13 protein-coding genes and 1 pseudogene are annotated in these 14,546 nt (G+C 61.5%); 5 read left to right on the top strand and 9 right to left on the bottom strand.

The annotated features are described in order from the left end of the window. Positions 1–311: 311 nt before the first annotated feature. Positions 312–395 (top strand): annotated as a pseudogene (locus RCH14_RS24040) (methyl-accepting chemotaxis protein); the annotation flags it as partial. Positions 396–444: 49 nt separating this feature from the next. Beyond that, positions 445–2,160, top strand: a complete 1,716-nt coding sequence (locus RCH14_RS06545; protein WP_343025340.1) for a methyl-accepting chemotaxis protein — start codon at positions 445–447, stop codon at positions 2,158–2,160. A gap of 1,050 nt (positions 2,161–3,210) precedes the next feature. On the opposite strand, the gene RCH14_RS06540 is transcribed toward RCH14_RS06545, so the two are convergent. From RCH14_RS06540 to RCH14_RS06525, 4 genes are all read right to left on the bottom strand, one after another. After that, the gene (locus RCH14_RS06540; protein ID WP_343025339.1) at positions 3,211–3,561 is read right to left on the bottom strand and encodes a hypothetical protein; all 351 of its coding nucleotides are present in this window, start codon (positions 3,559–3,561) and stop codon (positions 3,211–3,213) included. Between the two features lie 248 nt (positions 3,562–3,809). Beyond that, positions 3,810–4,100, bottom strand: a complete 291-nt coding sequence (locus RCH14_RS06535) for a hypothetical protein (protein WP_343025338.1) — start codon at positions 4,098–4,100, stop codon at positions 3,810–3,812. A 1,282-nt stretch (positions 4,101–5,382) separates the two neighbouring features. Then, positions 5,383–5,991: a PH domain-containing protein gene (locus tag RCH14_RS06530; RefSeq protein WP_343025337.1), complete on the bottom strand. Its 609-nt coding sequence runs from the start codon at positions 5,989–5,991 to the stop codon at positions 5,383–5,385. Positions 5,992–6,034: 43 nt separating this feature from the next. Further along, positions 6,035–6,841 carry a TOBE domain-containing protein gene (locus RCH14_RS06525; protein WP_407070058.1) on the bottom strand — a complete coding sequence of 269 codons (807 nt, stop codon included), beginning with the start codon at positions 6,839–6,841 and terminating at the stop codon, positions 6,035–6,037. Positions 6,842–6,902: 61 nt separating this feature from the next. On the opposite strand from RCH14_RS06525, the gene modA reads away from it, so the two are divergent. Genes modA through modC form a run of 3 tightly spaced genes read left to right on the top strand, consistent with a single transcriptional unit; the run spans position 6,903 to position 9,407 of the window. Next, positions 6,903–7,646 carry a molybdate ABC transporter substrate-binding protein gene (gene modA, locus RCH14_RS06520; protein WP_343025335.1) on the top strand — a complete coding sequence of 248 codons (744 nt, stop codon included), beginning with the start codon at positions 6,903–6,905 and terminating at the stop codon, positions 7,644–7,646. A 4-nt stretch (positions 7,647–7,650) separates the two neighbouring features. Continuing rightward, positions 7,651–8,334 (top strand): molybdate ABC transporter permease subunit, encoded by a 684-nt coding sequence (modB, locus tag RCH14_RS06515; protein ID WP_343025334.1) that lies wholly within the window; start codon positions 7,651–7,653, stop codon positions 8,332–8,334. Continuing rightward, positions 8,331–9,407 (top strand): molybdenum ABC transporter ATP-binding protein, encoded by a 1,077-nt coding sequence (modC, locus tag RCH14_RS06510; protein ID WP_343025333.1) that lies wholly within the window; start codon positions 8,331–8,333, stop codon positions 9,405–9,407. The genes modB and modC overlap by 4 nt, the downstream gene beginning before the upstream one ends. 12 nt (positions 9,408–9,419) lie before the next feature. Here the strand turns inward: modC and RCH14_RS06505 are convergent, their stop codons facing one another. Genes RCH14_RS06505 through RCH14_RS06485 form a run of 5 tightly spaced genes read right to left on the bottom strand, consistent with a single transcriptional unit; the run spans position 9,420 to position 14,536 of the window. Next, positions 9,420–11,327: a response regulator gene (locus RCH14_RS06505; RefSeq protein ID WP_343025332.1), complete on the bottom strand. Its 1,908-nt coding sequence runs from the start codon at positions 11,325–11,327 to the stop codon at positions 9,420–9,422. Then, positions 11,324–12,700 (bottom strand): sensor histidine kinase, encoded by a 1,377-nt coding sequence (locus tag RCH14_RS06500; RefSeq protein ID WP_343025331.1) that lies wholly within the window; start codon positions 12,698–12,700, stop codon positions 11,324–11,326. Before RCH14_RS06500 ends, RCH14_RS06505 begins: the two co-directional genes overlap by 4 nt. Further along, positions 12,697–13,725, bottom strand: coding sequence for an ATP-binding SpoIIE family protein phosphatase (locus RCH14_RS06495; protein WP_343025330.1), 1,029 nt, complete (start codon positions 13,723–13,725; stop codon positions 12,697–12,699). The genes RCH14_RS06500 and RCH14_RS06495 overlap by 4 nt, the downstream gene beginning before the upstream one ends. Then, the gene (locus RCH14_RS06490; protein WP_343025329.1) at positions 13,713–14,180 is read right to left on the bottom strand and encodes an anti-sigma regulatory factor; all 468 of its coding nucleotides are present in this window, start codon (positions 14,178–14,180) and stop codon (positions 13,713–13,715) included. Before RCH14_RS06490 ends, RCH14_RS06495 begins: the two co-directional genes overlap by 13 nt. Next, positions 14,180–14,536 (bottom strand): STAS domain-containing protein, encoded by a 357-nt coding sequence (locus RCH14_RS06485; RefSeq protein WP_183555342.1) that lies wholly within the window; start codon positions 14,534–14,536, stop codon positions 14,180–14,182. The genes RCH14_RS06490 and RCH14_RS06485 overlap by 1 nt, the downstream gene beginning before the upstream one ends. Positions 14,537–14,546 lie beyond the last annotated feature (10 nt).

Here is a 14,546-nt window from a genome sequence, read left to right as displayed (position 1 = left end):
AATGGGTTCGACGCGCAACGACTGATAGTGGTCGGATCAGGTTGAAGAATCTTTGCCAGCCCAGTAGAACGACCAGCATCTCCCGTCAAAGCATATGCGTAACCCGCTACCCTTGTTCCTACATCACCTCGGCAGCCGACGTCCTTGCACGGTCGAAAGTTGTGCGATCGTCTAGTTTCACTAACATCTGTGCATTTAGTTAAGCGTAAATTAATTTACATGTAGGAAATATCCTACACCAGGCCTATATTGGCTTACGAAAAAAAGTATGTACGCTCTGTTGCAATGGAAGTCGTCGTTATTGCCCCTTCTCTGCCAAGCAATGGAAGGAAATCAAGACACTGATGAACGACTCTGTCGAGAAAGTCGACGCCGGCGGCAAGCTAGTGGACCAAGGTAGCGTTGGACGCTGACTAAAAATGTATTTACGGAAAAGTGAATTGTATGAAAATGACACTAAAGGCTCGTATTGGCATCATGATCGCAATGTTGATCGCTCTGTCGATCCTGGTCGGGGGGTTAGGATTATATGGAATGGGGAACTCGAACAAAGGCCTGAAGACTGTCTACGAAGACCGTACCGTAGCGTTGGAGCAAGTCTCGCGCATCGATCGCCTGCTAGTGGGCAACCGCCTTTTGCTTGCCGAAGCCCTGGCCGAGCCAAGCGAGACGAAGGTCAAGTCCAAACTGGCGCAAATCAACAAGAACACTGCAGAGATCGACGCGACTTGGGCAAACTATCGTGCCACCTATCTCACACCGGAAGAGAAGCTGCTGGGCGATCAATTCAACGTTGACCAGACCCGATTAACCAAGGGAGCTTTACTTCCCATGGTCGTAGCCTTGCACGAAGGTAGGAAGGAAGAGGCGCAGAGTTTACAGACGGTATTTCAGCAATTGGTGCTGCCGGTAACAAACGGTATTGACATGCTGCGCAAACTACAAGTCGATGTGGCCAAGGAAGAATACGAGCAAGCCACTGTCGGTTATGCGCATCTGAGTGCAATTATGGAGATCGTCGTCGGGCTGGGCGCGCTGGGCGCCGCCGGAGCCGGTATCGTGCTGATTCGGCGCGTGTATCGTGAACTCGGTGGCGAGCCGGAGTACGCCGCCAGGATCGTGCGCGCCATCGCTGGCGGCGATTTAAGCGTGTCAGTTGCAACGCTACAAGGTGACGAGCAAAGCCTGTTATTTTCAATGCGTGAAATGCAAGAAAATCTCGCAAGAACGGTGAGCGAAATACGTCAGGCAACCGACTCCATCGCGGTGGCCTCAGGTGAAATCGCCAGTGGCAACGTGGACCTGTCGGCACGCACCGAGCAGCAGGCCGCGTCGCTGGAGGAAACCGCCTCCTCGATGGAGGAACTCACGTCAACCGTTAAGCATAACGGCAACAATGCCCGCCAAGCTGATGAGCTGGAAAGAACATCGGCGGCGGTGGCGCTCAAAGGAGGAGAGGTGGTTAGCCAGGTGGTGCGCACGATGGGCTCGATTGATACCTCCTCGCGTAAGATCGTCGATATTATTGCCCTAATCGACGGCATTGCCTTTCAGACAAACATCCTGGCACTGAATGCCGCAGTCGAGGCCGCGCGCGTTGGCGAGCAGGGAAGCGGGTTTGCAGTCGTCGCCGCCGAGGTGCGCAACTTGGCGCAGCGCTCGGCCGGCGCCGCACGCGAAATCAAGGAATTAATTGGGGACTCCGTAGCACAAGTTGCAATCGGCGGACAGCTGGTCGACCAAGCAGGCGCAACCATGACTGAAATTGTCGCCAGCGTAAATTCGGTCACCGCCATCATGGCGGAAATAGAAGCCGCCGGCGTGGAACAAGAAGCGGGCATTGGACAGATCAATCAGGTCATCGGCGAAATGGACGGAGTGACGCAGCAAAATGCCGCCCTCGTCGAACAGGCAGCCGCAGCCTCCCAGGCGCTACGCGAGCAATCAGTGCGATTGGCTCGCACCGTGAGCATGTTCAAGCTGGCGCCTGGTTCGGCGCTGGCAGCGACCAGCACGACATCGGCCAAGCTGACGGTTTCAGTGCGGCGCGCACTGAAACCGTCACGGCGATTTGCAGGTTCGGTCATCGCGCCATCAGGACGGGTGGCGGCGCCCCTTAAAGACGTTGCATCTGCCCAAGGGGACTGGGGAGAGTTCTAAAGTACCGGCGTGGGCACACCGCAAGAAACCCCTTCGATGCCAGATCGCTACACACACCTTTCACACCTTTTTCCACTAAGCGCCATTTCAGCCGAGAGCGGCGAGCTTTATGATAGGGGAGCAACGTGTTGATTAGGATGATTTCCCCTCATTCTTTGGGCACCCGCGTCATGGCATTACGCCAAAACGCGTGCATGAGAGGCGCAGTTAGCTGAAAGCACACGACGCCTGTTCAACTCAATTCCTTCAATTGGTCATAAAGGCTCAGACGTGCCGCTACGTTGATCTGCTTCGGGAATTAATCCAATGTGTTTTTTTCTATTTCACAGCGACAGTCTGCTCTTGAGCCGGCTTGGTAGCTGGCGGCGGGGCTGCTGGCATAGGAAAGCCAAGAAAAATCATCACTAGAAAGATTGGCAAAAGTGCGAAAAACAATGGCCTCTTCCAATTAAGTTGGTTTTTTAGCATGACCGGTACATAGTGCCTAGTCAACTAAATACAAGCACAGGAGAGAACGCTTCTGGCCGAACCCAGCCGTTCAAGCGAGCATAGCAGGTTACGAAGTGAAGATGCCGCGTGCAGCGACAGGCCGGAACCGACCCGAAGCGGGCTTGACTGCGTCTCAACGGTCTAGCTTAGCTAGCGGGAAGGCATAGATGCAACTCCCGACGCTGAGCTGTTAAATCCCTTAATAAACCCGTTGGAAGCTCCTTCCAATGCGCCTGATGCGAGCCATAGAAAGGCTGCCACGGTAAGCAAGCCTCGGTTATTTTTTTTGAAGCCGAACAAAAGCAGGGCAGCGCCCGACACGAAAAGGAAGAAAGCTACAAAAAACATTTAGCACCTTGATTTTGAAAAGATATTAGATCGCGCCACGTGGTAAAGAGTCTGCTTTTTTCCAAATCTCGGCGGTTGGCGCAGCATAGCAGCTTGCCAAGCTGAAAAGTTCACGGACTGTCACGAAGGGCCGGACCTGACCCAAAGCAGCCTTGTTCAGTCAGATCGGACTTCATCACTATCGCGGTCGACATATAACCAGCGCAGCGTCCATTACTCCAAACGTGTCGAAGGAACAGTTGCGTCAACGGGGATATCGACGCCGTTCCAGGCGAACAGCGAAAGTTTCAGTGATACATCCTGAAAAGGCTTGAAGGATGCAGGGGAGAAATTTAGATAGTTTAAGAGACTACATTCTCGCATCTTAAATTTTCCATCTACGTTCGCGGCCATATCCATTCGATACAGGCCGGCCGCGTCGGCGGAGCTGCTACCCACTTCCAGCAATAAATCGGTAGCAGCATGTGGATACTCTCGCTTGAACTTCGCTACTGCCCCCTGTAGCCCGTTCAGGTAATGCTCACGAACCTCATCGAGATTATTCTTCCATGATTCTGTGCTCATGGCGCCCTAGGGAAGCACTGATTAATTCATGGCGGCGGACTTGGCGTTGAAAAAAGCCATCCTGCGGCGTTGCAAATTCTCGCAATAGCTCGCTATTGCTTCGATTTTGCGCCTTGCAGGCTGACTTTTTCAACTGCCAATTCCATCCCCTAGAATAAATCAGTGCTTCCCTAGCGTTTACATTTGCCTGATCGTACCCTTGTGGCCGACTGAAGTCTTGTCTTGGCCTCGTTCAACGAGCCTGGCAGTCACATCGTAGCGCCAACCAACGCTGCCATAATCAAAGCCACTGCAAAACCTGCCAATGCAATACGGCTGCGTACGGGCAGTTCTTTGTCTATACAAGCTCCGATGACGGCGCCTGCGAACATGCCCGGTCCTGCCCCTATTATGGAACTTGCACCGGCAAGCCAGGCAATTCCGGTTCCGCAAGCCAGTCCTAAAAGAAGTCCAATCCCGGCCTTGTGACTGGGTTTGGTGGGAGAAATGCTTGGTGTTTGCATAATGTGGATCGGTTGGTTAACGCGATTGATGGGCACGTGGAGAAACCTCGTGCGTCCAACGATACGTAACGGTACGCATCTCGACTAAAACTGCGCTTGCGACGCAGTTCAGGTACCGCGGCAAGTGAAGCCAAGTGCAAGTTGCCCTGGTGACGTTCAAGGAGCAAGTACACCGTAAATCAAGAGGAATACGAAGACAGCGACTATCAGCCACAACGCTGTGCGTACGACTGGATAGCGTTTTGCACTGATTGGAGCGAGAATATTCAAGATCAGGTCGGTTAGCATACTTCTTCCTTTGGTCTCTTGGGCAGCATGGGTGGTTGTTCGCCCATGTCTGCTTAGGCCGAACTCGGCCGTTCGTAACAGCTTAATCGCTTACTGGATCGAAAAATTCACAGACTGTTCGACACGTGTCCTGATCCGGAGCTGTTGATCGCTACGTTTATTGCCATTTTTTTGACGGAAACGCGACTACGACGATAACCCGTGCTATAGCGGAAAAGAGACGGTTGAGGGTAAGAAAACACATAAGGCAGACCAGCCCTTGAGCAAATCCGGTGATTGGCCACGTGCCAGCGCCGATCAGTAATGGAATGGCAGTAAGAGCAGTGACGAAGTAGACCGAGCCAATGAACCACCATTTCGTTTCAAGATTCAAATCCATGCTCCGTGAAGACTAAGTTTGGCATCATTACGCTGCTCGCGATGCCCATCTTGACTACATGCGTCATGTTCTTGCCTGGCATTTTTTCATTCACATTGACCTTGGCCTCTTGAGCCGGTCGGCACCAGCATATCAGGTTGCCGAGCTGGAAAAGTCACAGACTGTTTCCACAGAGGGCTGTCGGTCCGAAGCAGTCAGCCGTCTGCTGGACGAATCGCTTGGCCTTCGCGGGCGGGATCGTGCGACCGGCAATAGCCGGCCTGATGCCCCATACCAGTGGCCCTGCCGCCCGAATCGATGATCACGGTCACGTTAAACTGATCACCCCATTGCCGCTTGTAGTAAGTTGCCCTGGGCCAGGGTGGTGGTGCGACATCAATAGCGATACGTGCTACCGCGATTTCTTCAAGGGCAATACGCGAGAGCTTTGCCAACCTCGCAAGTAGGCGCTAACAGTGCGCCATCGAAGGTGCGATGTCGGAAGACGACGGCTGCGCAATGGACGTCAGCATGTCAAGCAATACCGTAGCCTGACCATGCTCATCGGCCAAAGAGCGCAGTTTACCAATTGACCAATAACCATCGAGCGCATTATTCCGGCTAAGGGTCAGTGGCGAACCTGCGAGGTCCGCCCCCCCCCCAGCCCACCGATCAGTTATGAATGTACTTGGCGTACACGTCGCTGAAATCGCGCTTGGTATAGGTATCGAGCATCGCCGTATTCAAGGCCGTCAGCAATTCATCGAACTGGCTGACCAAGCCACCAGCGCCTGGCGCGATATTGAGCTTGTGCACCGATGCAGTGGCATCCAGCGTACGCAGCGCGTTGCCGCGGCAAACCGCATCGCGTTGCTGCTGTTTGCCGATCGAGATCAGGGCCTTATAGATGTCCTTGAGCTGTTCGATGAACGTTTTCTTGACGTCGATGGAGAACTTGGTGTCGTCCAGATTGAATTTGAGCTCGATATCCATATCGAGCGTACCGGCCGTTTCGATGGTGACGCCGGTAATCTGGTGCGACGCATAATCGTAGCGCTTGATCGAGCGCTTCGACGAGATGGCGGAATCGCCATCCACATGGATCAGGCCAAGATTGGTAAAGCAGTATTCGTCTTTCTTGCTTTTGATGAGAAAGAAGATCTGCTCGCCGTCTTCGGTAAACAGGTAGTCATCCGCATCGACGTTGCCGTAGTCGGCCGGGCCGACGATGACGCCGATATCGCTGATGCCGAGTGCTTCTGCCGCCATTCGCTTGAACATGATCGCCTTTCTGTGGGTTTGAAAAAAGCTACATTACCACCGTTTATTCGGGCACCCCTAGAATCACGCTCGATGCCTTGAACAAGGCGGTTGCGGCCCCGCCTTCCGCCAGCGCCAGCGTATCGACACTCTCGTTGGTCACGGTCGCTGCCACGGTACCGCCGTCGCCGAGGGCAATCACGACCTCGGCATTGACCGCGCCGCGCGTCAGGCGCGCGACGGTGCCGGCCAGCTGATTGCGCGCCGACAATCGCACGCCCTCGCCCGCCGTCATGACGATCACCGACGACGACTTGATCAGTGCAAACACCTGTCGGCCCGGTGCCAGCGCCAGATGTTCGGCGCTCTCGCGCGTGACGATCGCGACGATCTTCTGTCCGCCTGCGATCGCCAGTTCGACCTCGTCATTGACCGCACCCGCCGCGACGCGCGTCACGGTGCCGAAGAACTGATTGCGCGCGCTCGTTCGCATCTTGAACCTCGTGAAGAGTGCGGCATCGTCGGCCACGCCGCCCGCCTGCCGATTGAGCCGCGCCAGAAAATCATGGTGCAGTTGCTCGATCATGGTGAAATTTTCGACCAGTTGCGCACCGCGCGCCGTCAGGCGCGTGCCGCCGCCGCCCTTGCCGCCCGTCGAGCGTTGCACGAGCGGCTCGCCGGCCAGGTTGTTCATCGTGTCGATCGCATCCCATGCCGCCTTGTAGCTCAACCCGACCTGTTTCGCGGCTGCGGTGATCGACCCGCATTGCGCAAGCGCCGCCAGCAAGCCGACCCGGTTCGTGCCGCCGAGTTGCTCGCCACCGACCGTCATCCAGACCTTGCCGTCGAGAGCGATGTTCCTGTCATCCATGTGCACTCCGCAATCCGTTATATACTTTCGACTATAGCGCCTTTTACGATCCGGAGATGACATGAAACGCCTTGCCAGCCTGCTTGCCGTGGTGGCCTGCCTGGGGCCAGCCCATGCTGGCGAAGTCCAGGTGGCGGTGGCCGCCAATTTCGCCGGCCCGATGGAAAAGTTGGCCGAACAGTTTCAGAAGGATACCGGCCACAAGGCCGTCGTCGCCAGTGGCGCAACCGGCAAATTCTACGCGCAGATCCGCAACGGCGCGCCGTTCGAGGTGCTGCTGTCGGCCGATGACGAAACGCCCGCCAGACTGGAAGCGGAAGGCCATGCCGTCGCCAAAAGCCGCTTCACCTACGCGATCGGCCGTCTCGTGCTGTGGTCGGCCAAAGCACATTACGTCGATGCGGGCGGCGCCGTGCTCAAGACGGGTGACTTCAGGCACCTCGCCATCGCCAATCCGAAGACGGCCCCGTACGGTGCGGCGGCAGTGGCCGTCATCGACAAGCTGGGCTTGACCGCCCGCCTGCAGCCGCGCCTGGTGCAGGGCGAAAACATCGCGCAAGCCTGGCAGTTCGCCAGCACCGGCAACGCCGAACTGGGCTTCGTGGCGCAGGCGCAGGTCTGGCGCGATGGCAGATTCACCGCCGGCTCGGGCTGGATCGTCCCCGCAGCGATGCACGCGCCGATCCGCCAGGATGCCGCGCTGCTGACCCGCGGCGCGAAGAACCCGGCCGCGCAGGCGCTGCTGGACTATCTGCGCACCGACAAGGCCAAGGCGCTGATCCGCGCCTACGGCTACGAAGTCTAGACACATGCTCGACGCGTCCGACTTCGCCGCGATCTGGCTGACGCTCAAGCTCGCGACCCTCGTCACGCTGCTGCTGATGCTGTTCGGCACACCGCTGGCATGGTGGCTCGCGCGCACCCGCTCGCGCGCCAAGCGCGTCGTCGGCGCGCTCGTCGCCCTGCCCCTCGTGCTGCCACCGACCGTGATCGGCTTTTACCTGCTGCTGGCGATGGGGCCGAACGGCCCGCTCGGGCAACTCACCGGCGCGCTGGGTATGGGCACGCTCGCCTTCACCTTCACGGGCCTCGTGATCGCATCGGTGTTCTATTCGCTGCCGTTCGTCGTGCAGCCCTTGCAGAATGCCTTCGAGGCCATTGGTGAGCGCCCGCTCGAAGTGGCCGCCACGCTGCGCGCAGGGCCGTGGGACACCTTCTGGTCCGTGGTCGTGCCGCTGGCACGCCCCGGCTTCGTCACCGGCGCGATCCTGGGCTTCGCGCACACGATCGGCGAATTCGGCGTCGTGCTCATGATCGGCGGGAATATCCCGGACAGGACGCGCGTCGTCTCCACGCAGATCTATGATCACGTCGAAGCGATGGAATACGCGCAGGCGCACTGGCTCGCCGGCGGCATGCTGGTGTTCAGCTTTGTCGTGCTGCTCACCTTGTACACGCTGTATCCCCAGTCAATGCGGGGGACGCAGCGATGACGTCCATCTCGGTTGCATGCCGCATCGAGCGCGGTGCATTCAATCTCGATGTCGATCTGGCCCTGCCCGGGCGCGGCGTGACCGCGCTGTTCGGGCATTCCGGCTCCGGCAAGACCACGGTGCTGCGCGTGCTGGCGGGCCTCGAGCGCGTGCCCGGCGCCCGCGTCGCGCTGGGCGACGAAGTATGGCAGGACGATGCACGCAAGGCGTTCGTGCCGACCCACGAACGCGGCATCGGCTACGTGTTCCAGGAAGCGAGCCTGTTCCCGCACCTCTCCGTGCGCGCTAATCTGGAATTCGGGCGCAAACGCCTCAAACCGGCCGAGCGCCAATTCGACCTGATGACGGTGGCCGAACTGCTCGGCATCGAACGCCTGCTGGATGCGCGCCCGGCCACGCTATCGGGCGGAGAGCGCCAGCGCACGGCCATCGCGCGCACGCTGCTTGCCTCGCCGCGCCTGCTGCTGATGGACGAACCGCTCGCCGCGCTCGACATGCGGCGCAAACTCGAGATCCTGCCCTATCTGGAACGCCTGCACGACGAACTGGCGCTGCCGGTCGTCTACGTCAGCCACGCGGCCGACGAAGTGGCGCGCCTGGCCGATTATCTGGTAGTGCTGGAGGAAGGCCGGGTGCTGGCCAGCGGCCCGTTGGCCGCGACGCTCGCGCGCCTGGACCTGGCGGCCAATTTCCAGGACGATGCCGGCGTGATGATCGAGACGACGCTGCAAACCCACGACGCCGATGGCCTGTCGCACCTGGCATTCGCTGGCGGCGTGCTGCTGGTGGGCCAGCGTGACGTCGCCATCGGCACCCTGGTGCGCTGCCGCATCCATGCACGCGATGTGAGCCTGGCGCTGGAACGACCACGCGGCAGCAGCATCACGAATATCCTGCCGGCGCGGGTCGATGCGGTCGGGCCGGGCGCATCGCCCGGTCAGGTGCTGGTGCGCTTGCTGGTCGGTGAAACGGCGCTGCTGGCGCGGATCACCGAGCGTTCGCGGCGCGAACTGGCGATCGAACCTGGCTGTGCGTTGTGGGCGCAGGTGAAGGCGGTCGCTCTGCTGGCCTGAACCCGCACCGGATTATCCCCGCAACGCCGCTTCCAGATCCGACAACTCGGCCGGCTTGACCAGGTGCGCATCGAACCCGGCCTCGTGCGCGCGGCGCCGGTCTTCCGGCGAGCCGTAGCCGGTATGCGCCACCAGCCGGATATGCGCCAGTTGCGGATTGCTCTTGATGCGGCGCGCCACCTGATAGCCATCTACGCCCGGCAAGCCGATATCGAGCACGATCACGTGCGGATCGTGGCGTGCGGCCAGCTCTTCGATCTCGTTCGCGTCGGCCGTGGTGTGCGCTTCGTAGCCCATCTCGGCCAGCAAAAAACCCATCATTTCCATCGCATCGACATTGTCGTCCACCAGCAGCACGCGCATGCCGCCGCTCTGCGCTTCGGATGCGGACGATGGCGCTGCAACGCCGCCTTCGCCGGCACTGATGTGCAGCAGCGGCAGGTCGACCGTGAACGTGCTGCCCAGGCCGATGCCCTCGCTGGTGGCCGACAGATGGCCGCCGTGCAGTTCGAGCAGGTGCGACACCAGGGACAAGCCGATGCCCAGACCTTCCGGCGCGCGGTCCGGCGGCACCTCGACCTGGGTGAACATGCCGAAAATGCGCGGCAGGTTGTCCCTGGCGATGCCGATGCCGTTGTCGCGCACCGAAATGCACACGCGCGCAGGTCCGTTTTCACCCGCGGTCACGCGCACGGCCAGGTGAATCGCGCCGCCGGTGGGCGTGAACTTGGCGGCGTTGTGCAGCAGGTTGCCGACCGACTGGGCCAGGCGCACCGGGTCGCCCAAGACCCAGATCTGGTGGTCCGGCTGCTCGACGCTCAGGTGGTGCCCGCGCGCGCCGATCAGCGGCGCCGCGGTCTCGATGGCCTGGGCGATCACGCCATTGATGTCGACTTCTTCATTGCGCAGCACGATTTTTCCTTCGGAGATGCGGGCCACGTCCAGCAGGTCGTCGACCAGGTGCGCCAGGTGGTCGACCTGGCGCGTGATCACGTCGCGTGCGTGCGCCTGGCGCTCGGCCGCCCCGTCACCAATGGCGCCGAGCAGCGCGGCCGCGTTGCGGATCGGACTCAGGGGATTGCGCAGCTCGTGCGCGAGCGTGGCCAAAAACTGGTTCTTGTTGCTGTCGGCGGCGCGCAGCAGTGCTTCCATTTCGCGCCGGCCCGTAATGTCGCTGGTGACGCGCGCCACCCGCACCACCTGGCCGCGTGCATCGCGCACCGGGAACACGCGGTCGCGCACCCAGCGCACCTGCCCGTCGGCGCCGGAGATGCGGAACTCGTCGTCGTAGTGGGCTTCGAACGCCACGCGTTCCCAGCGCGCCGCCATGCGTGCACGGTCGTCCTGGTGCACGGCGGCCAGCCAGTCGTCGGGCTGCTGGCCCAGCGCTTCGGCGCAGCGGCCCCACACGGTGGCGTAGGCCGGGCTGACATAGACCACCTCGCGCGCCGGCACCGAGAACATCCAGAACACGTCGTCGATATTGTCGGTCAGCTGGCGGAAGCGCTCTTCGCTGTCGCGCAGGTCGACCTGGATCTGGCGCATGCGCAGCAGCGCGTTGACGTTGGCGATCAGTTCATCGGCCTCGATCGGCGCGGCCAGGTAGTTGTCGGCGCCGCCTTCCAGGCCGCGGATCTTGTCAGCCCGGCCCGTCAGTGCGGCCGAGGTCTGCAGCACCAGCACCGTGCTGATCTCGGATTCGGCCTTGATGCGGCGGCACACTTCGATGCCGTTGATGTCGGGCAGCTTCACGTCGAGCAGCACGAGCGCCGGCAAGGTCTTGCGCACGATCTCCAGCGCGTCGGTGCCGTTGGCCGCTTCCAGCACCTCGAAGCCGGCGCTTTGCAGGATGCGGGTCTTGGCGTAGCGCGCGCCGTCGTTGTCGTCAACGTTGAGAATCTGGGTACGATAGGAATTCATGATCGTGTGGGGTCAAATGCTGGCAGCGTCGGCGCCAGGCTGCGCGGCAGGGTCAGGGTAAAGGTGGTACCGACACCGACGGTGCTGGCCACGTCGACCCGCCCCCCGAGCAGTTCGGCCAGCTTGCGGCACAGGGGCAGACCGAGGCCGGTACCCTTGCTGCGCCGTTGCAGCGGATGCTCGATCTGGCTGAATTCTTCAAAAATGAGTTGCAGGTTCTCGTGGCTGATGCCGATGCCGGTGTCGGCCACGGCGAACGCGATCGTGTCTGCCTCGGGGTCGTGCGCGGCGTACACCAGCACCGAACCCTGCTCGGTGAATTTCAGCGCGTTCGAAATGAAGTTGCGCAGGATTTGCGAAATCTTGCCTTCGTCCGAGAGCAAGGGCACCTGCACGCCGGACGGCTCGAACACCAGTTCGACGCGCGCCTCATCCACCAACGGGCGCAGCATGCCCTTGAGCGCACGGAACAGGTTCTCGACCATCACCGGTTCGACCTCTACCCGCACCCGCCCAGCTTCGATCTTGGCCAGGTCGAGCAAGTCATTGACCAGCTCGGACAAATCATTGGCCGCAGTGGCGATGAAGCTCACCTGGCGCTCCTGCTCTTCGGTCAGGTCGCCGTCCATCCGGTTGAGCAGCAACTGGGCCAGCGCGCGGATCGACGACAGCGGCGTGCGCAGCTCGTGGCTCGTGTTGGACAGGAAGCGCGACTTCATTTCGTCGGCGCGGCGCAGGCGCTCGGCCTTGTCCTCGATCTCGGCGTACAGCGCCACGATGCCGCGGTTGGTGTCTTCGAGTTCGCGCGTGAGCGACATCAGGTCTTCCTGGCGCTCGCGCAGCTCGGCCAGTGTGGAGAGCAGCTCCTGGTTCTGCAACTGCAGCTCGTGCAGGGGACTCGCGTCCGGGCTGTCGGCCAGGCGCACGCCGATTTCGGCGAGGCGCAGAGGCGTGATGCGCTCGTGCGCCGGCAGCGCCTTGCGCACCGTGACCTTGGCCGCACCAGCTTCACCGGGGTCAATTTCGCACGCGTCCATCAGGCGATGCGCGGTGACGATCGCCAGTTCGCGCAGCGACTCGGGGCCGATGTCGCCAAACGTCGGGTCGCTCGAGCGGCCATTGCGGGGCCGCCCGGCGCTGACCAGAATTTCGAGATGCTGGCGCCCGTCGCGTTCGCATAGCTGGAACACGGCGCGCCCGCCGGGACCCTGGGAGCTGGCGCCGCGCGCCACCTCGGACACCGCCGTGCCGACCCGCACCTGGTCCTGCTGCGAGAGTCCCAGCAAGGCCGAGATCTGGCGCGCGCGCTGGCGCACCAGCACCACATCCTGCTCGCTGTCCAGGCCCACGCCGAGGATGCGCTGCGATGTCATGCGAGGCTCGCTACACGACGCACGACGACGACCATCGCGTCGTCGCGCCCGCGAATGAAGTCGCGCATCAGCACGGCCGCGATCAGCGCCGGTGCGCGCCCGTGCAGGCCCGGATATTTTTTCAGATCCCACTGGGTCTGGATGCCGTCCGAGCACAGGATGCACAACGCGCCGGCCGGGAACGGCACCGTGAACTCCTGCACCTTGCGCAGATTGGCGCCGACGATGCCGTTGTGCGAGACCAGCGCGCGCCGGTCGTTGTCGATCACCACGCCGGCGATATTGCCCACGCCGGCAAACGTCAGTTCGTCGTTGTAGAAATCGATGCGCGCCGCCGCCAGCGCCGCGCCGCGCGTGCCGCGCAGGGCCTCGTGCGCCGCCTGCACCATCTCGCCGGCGCCGACCGGGCCGCGCTGGGCCAGCGCATCGATCGCCGCATTCGTGGCAGTCGCTGCATTCGGGCCGTGACCCAGGCCATCGGACGCCAGGATGGTGGCGCCATCATCGCCGCACGAGACGGCCCAGCCGTCGCCGCACTCGTCCTCGCCGGCGATCGGCGCCCACAGCGCGCCCACTTCCACGCCGCGCGGATGCGGGGCCGGTTCATCGCGCCACAGGCGCATGAAGAACGCAGAGCCCTCGCCGCGCTTCGTGTACACGTCGAATTCGTCGGACAGGCGCAGCAGCGCGCCCAGGCCCGTGCCGGCAGTACCGGCGCTCGAGACGCCATCGAGCAGGCAGTTGTCGATGTCGGCAATGCCGGGGCCCTTGTCGAGCGCCAGCACGTCCACGCCGATGCCGGCCGGCGACTGCGCCGGACCGACGTGCATGGCGCCTTCGCCGGCGTGCTTGAGGATATTGGTCGCCGCTTCGGTGATGATCAGGGCCAGCTGGCCAGCCTTGACTTCATTGAAGCCCAGCGAGTCGGCCACCTTCTGGCCGGCGCGGCGCACGGCCGCGACATCGCTGGCATGGGTCAGGTTGAAGACGAAGTGCGACGACTGCGAACTGATCAGCGTTTCCATTTGATAATCAGCACCGCGGTGCCCTCCTTCGGACGGCTGTCGATGTCGAACTCGTCGACCAGCCGCTTGGAGCCGCCCAGGCCGAGGCCCAGGCCGCCGCCGGTGGTGAAACCGTCACGCAGTGCGCTCTCGATGTCCGAAATGCCCTGGCCGTCGTCGATGAACAACAAGCCGATGCCTAGGCGTGCGCCGTCGCCGAAGGCATCGAGATGCACCTCGCCGCCGCCGCCGTATTTGATGGTGTTACGTGCCAGTTCACTCGCCGCCGTTACCAGCTTGGTCTGGTCGATCAGCGACAGGCCGATCGCCACTGCGCGCTCGCGCACCTGCTTGCGCACGCCCACCACGTCTTCATCGGTACGCAGGCGCAAGGTCACGCGGCCGGTGCGCTGGGCGCGGCGATGCTCCAGCAACGGTGTCTCGAACAGCACCGTCCGGGTTTGCGCGTCGACCATTATCGATAGCTCTTTCCGAGCAGGGCCATGCCCTTCTCGACATTGAGCGCCGTCTGAACGCCATGCAGAGTCAATCCGAGTTCGACGAGCGTGATCGCGACCGCCGGCTGCATGCCCACCACCACGGTGCGTGCGTCGAGCACGCGCGCCATGGCGGCGGTGTTGCTGATCATGCGGCCAATGAAGGAGTCGACTAGGTCGAGCGCTGAGATGTCGATCAGGACGCCCTTGGCGCTGTCGCTCACGATACGCTGGGTCAGGTCGTCCTGCAGCTGCATCGCCAGGCGGTCATGCATGTCGACCTGGATCGTCACCAGCAACAGGTCGCCCATGCGCAGGATCGGGATACGTTCCATAGCGATCGCC

The sequence above is a fragment of the Massilia sp. MP_M2 genome (genome assembly GCF_039123635.1).
GTDB lineage: Bacteria > Pseudomonadota > Gammaproteobacteria > Burkholderiales > Burkholderiaceae_D > Telluria.
Note: the sequence above shows the minus strand (reverse complement) of the source record. Positions and strands in the feature narration are given on the sequence as shown.

Bases quoted from the DNA above. Each gene is read 5' to 3' on its own strand.
- RCH14_RS06545 (WP_343025340.1), top strand. From the start codon at position 445: ATGAAAATGACACTAAAGGCTCGTATTGGCATCATGATCGCAATGTTG.
- RCH14_RS06490 (WP_343025329.1), bottom strand. From the start codon at position 14,180: ATGGTCGACGCGCAAACCCGGACGGTGCTGTTCGAGACACCGTTGCTG.
- modA (WP_343025335.1), top strand. From the start codon at position 6,903: ATGAAACGCCTTGCCAGCCTGCTTGCCGTGGTGGCCTGCCTGGGGCCA.
- RCH14_RS06540 (WP_343025339.1), bottom strand. From the start codon at position 3,561: ATGAGCACAGAATCATGGAAGAATAATCTCGATGAGGTTCGTGAGCAT.
- RCH14_RS06485 (WP_183555342.1), bottom strand. From the start codon at position 14,536: ATGGAACGTATCCCGATCCTGCGCATGGGCGACCTGTTGCTGGTGACG.
- RCH14_RS06500 (WP_343025331.1), bottom strand. From the start codon at position 12,700: ATGACATCGCAGCGCATCCTCGGCGTGGGCCTGGACAGCGAGCAGGAT.
- RCH14_RS06505 (WP_343025332.1), bottom strand. From the start codon at position 11,327: ATGAATTCCTATCGTACCCAGATTCTCAACGTTGACGACAACGACGGC.
- RCH14_RS06525 (WP_407070058.1), bottom strand. From the start codon at position 6,841: ATGGATGACAGGAACATCGCTCTCGACGGCAAGGTCTGGATGACGGTC.
- modC (WP_343025333.1), top strand. From the start codon at position 8,331: ATGACGTCCATCTCGGTTGCATGCCGCATCGAGCGCGGTGCATTCAAT.
- RCH14_RS06495 (WP_343025330.1), bottom strand. From the start codon at position 13,725: ATGGAAACGCTGATCAGTTCGCAGTCGTCGCACTTCGTCTTCAACCTG.
- RCH14_RS06530 (WP_343025337.1), bottom strand. From the start codon at position 5,991: ATGTTCAAGCGAATGGCGGCAGAAGCACTCGGCATCAGCGATATCGGC.
- modB (WP_343025334.1), top strand. From the start codon at position 7,651: ATGCTCGACGCGTCCGACTTCGCCGCGATCTGGCTGACGCTCAAGCTC.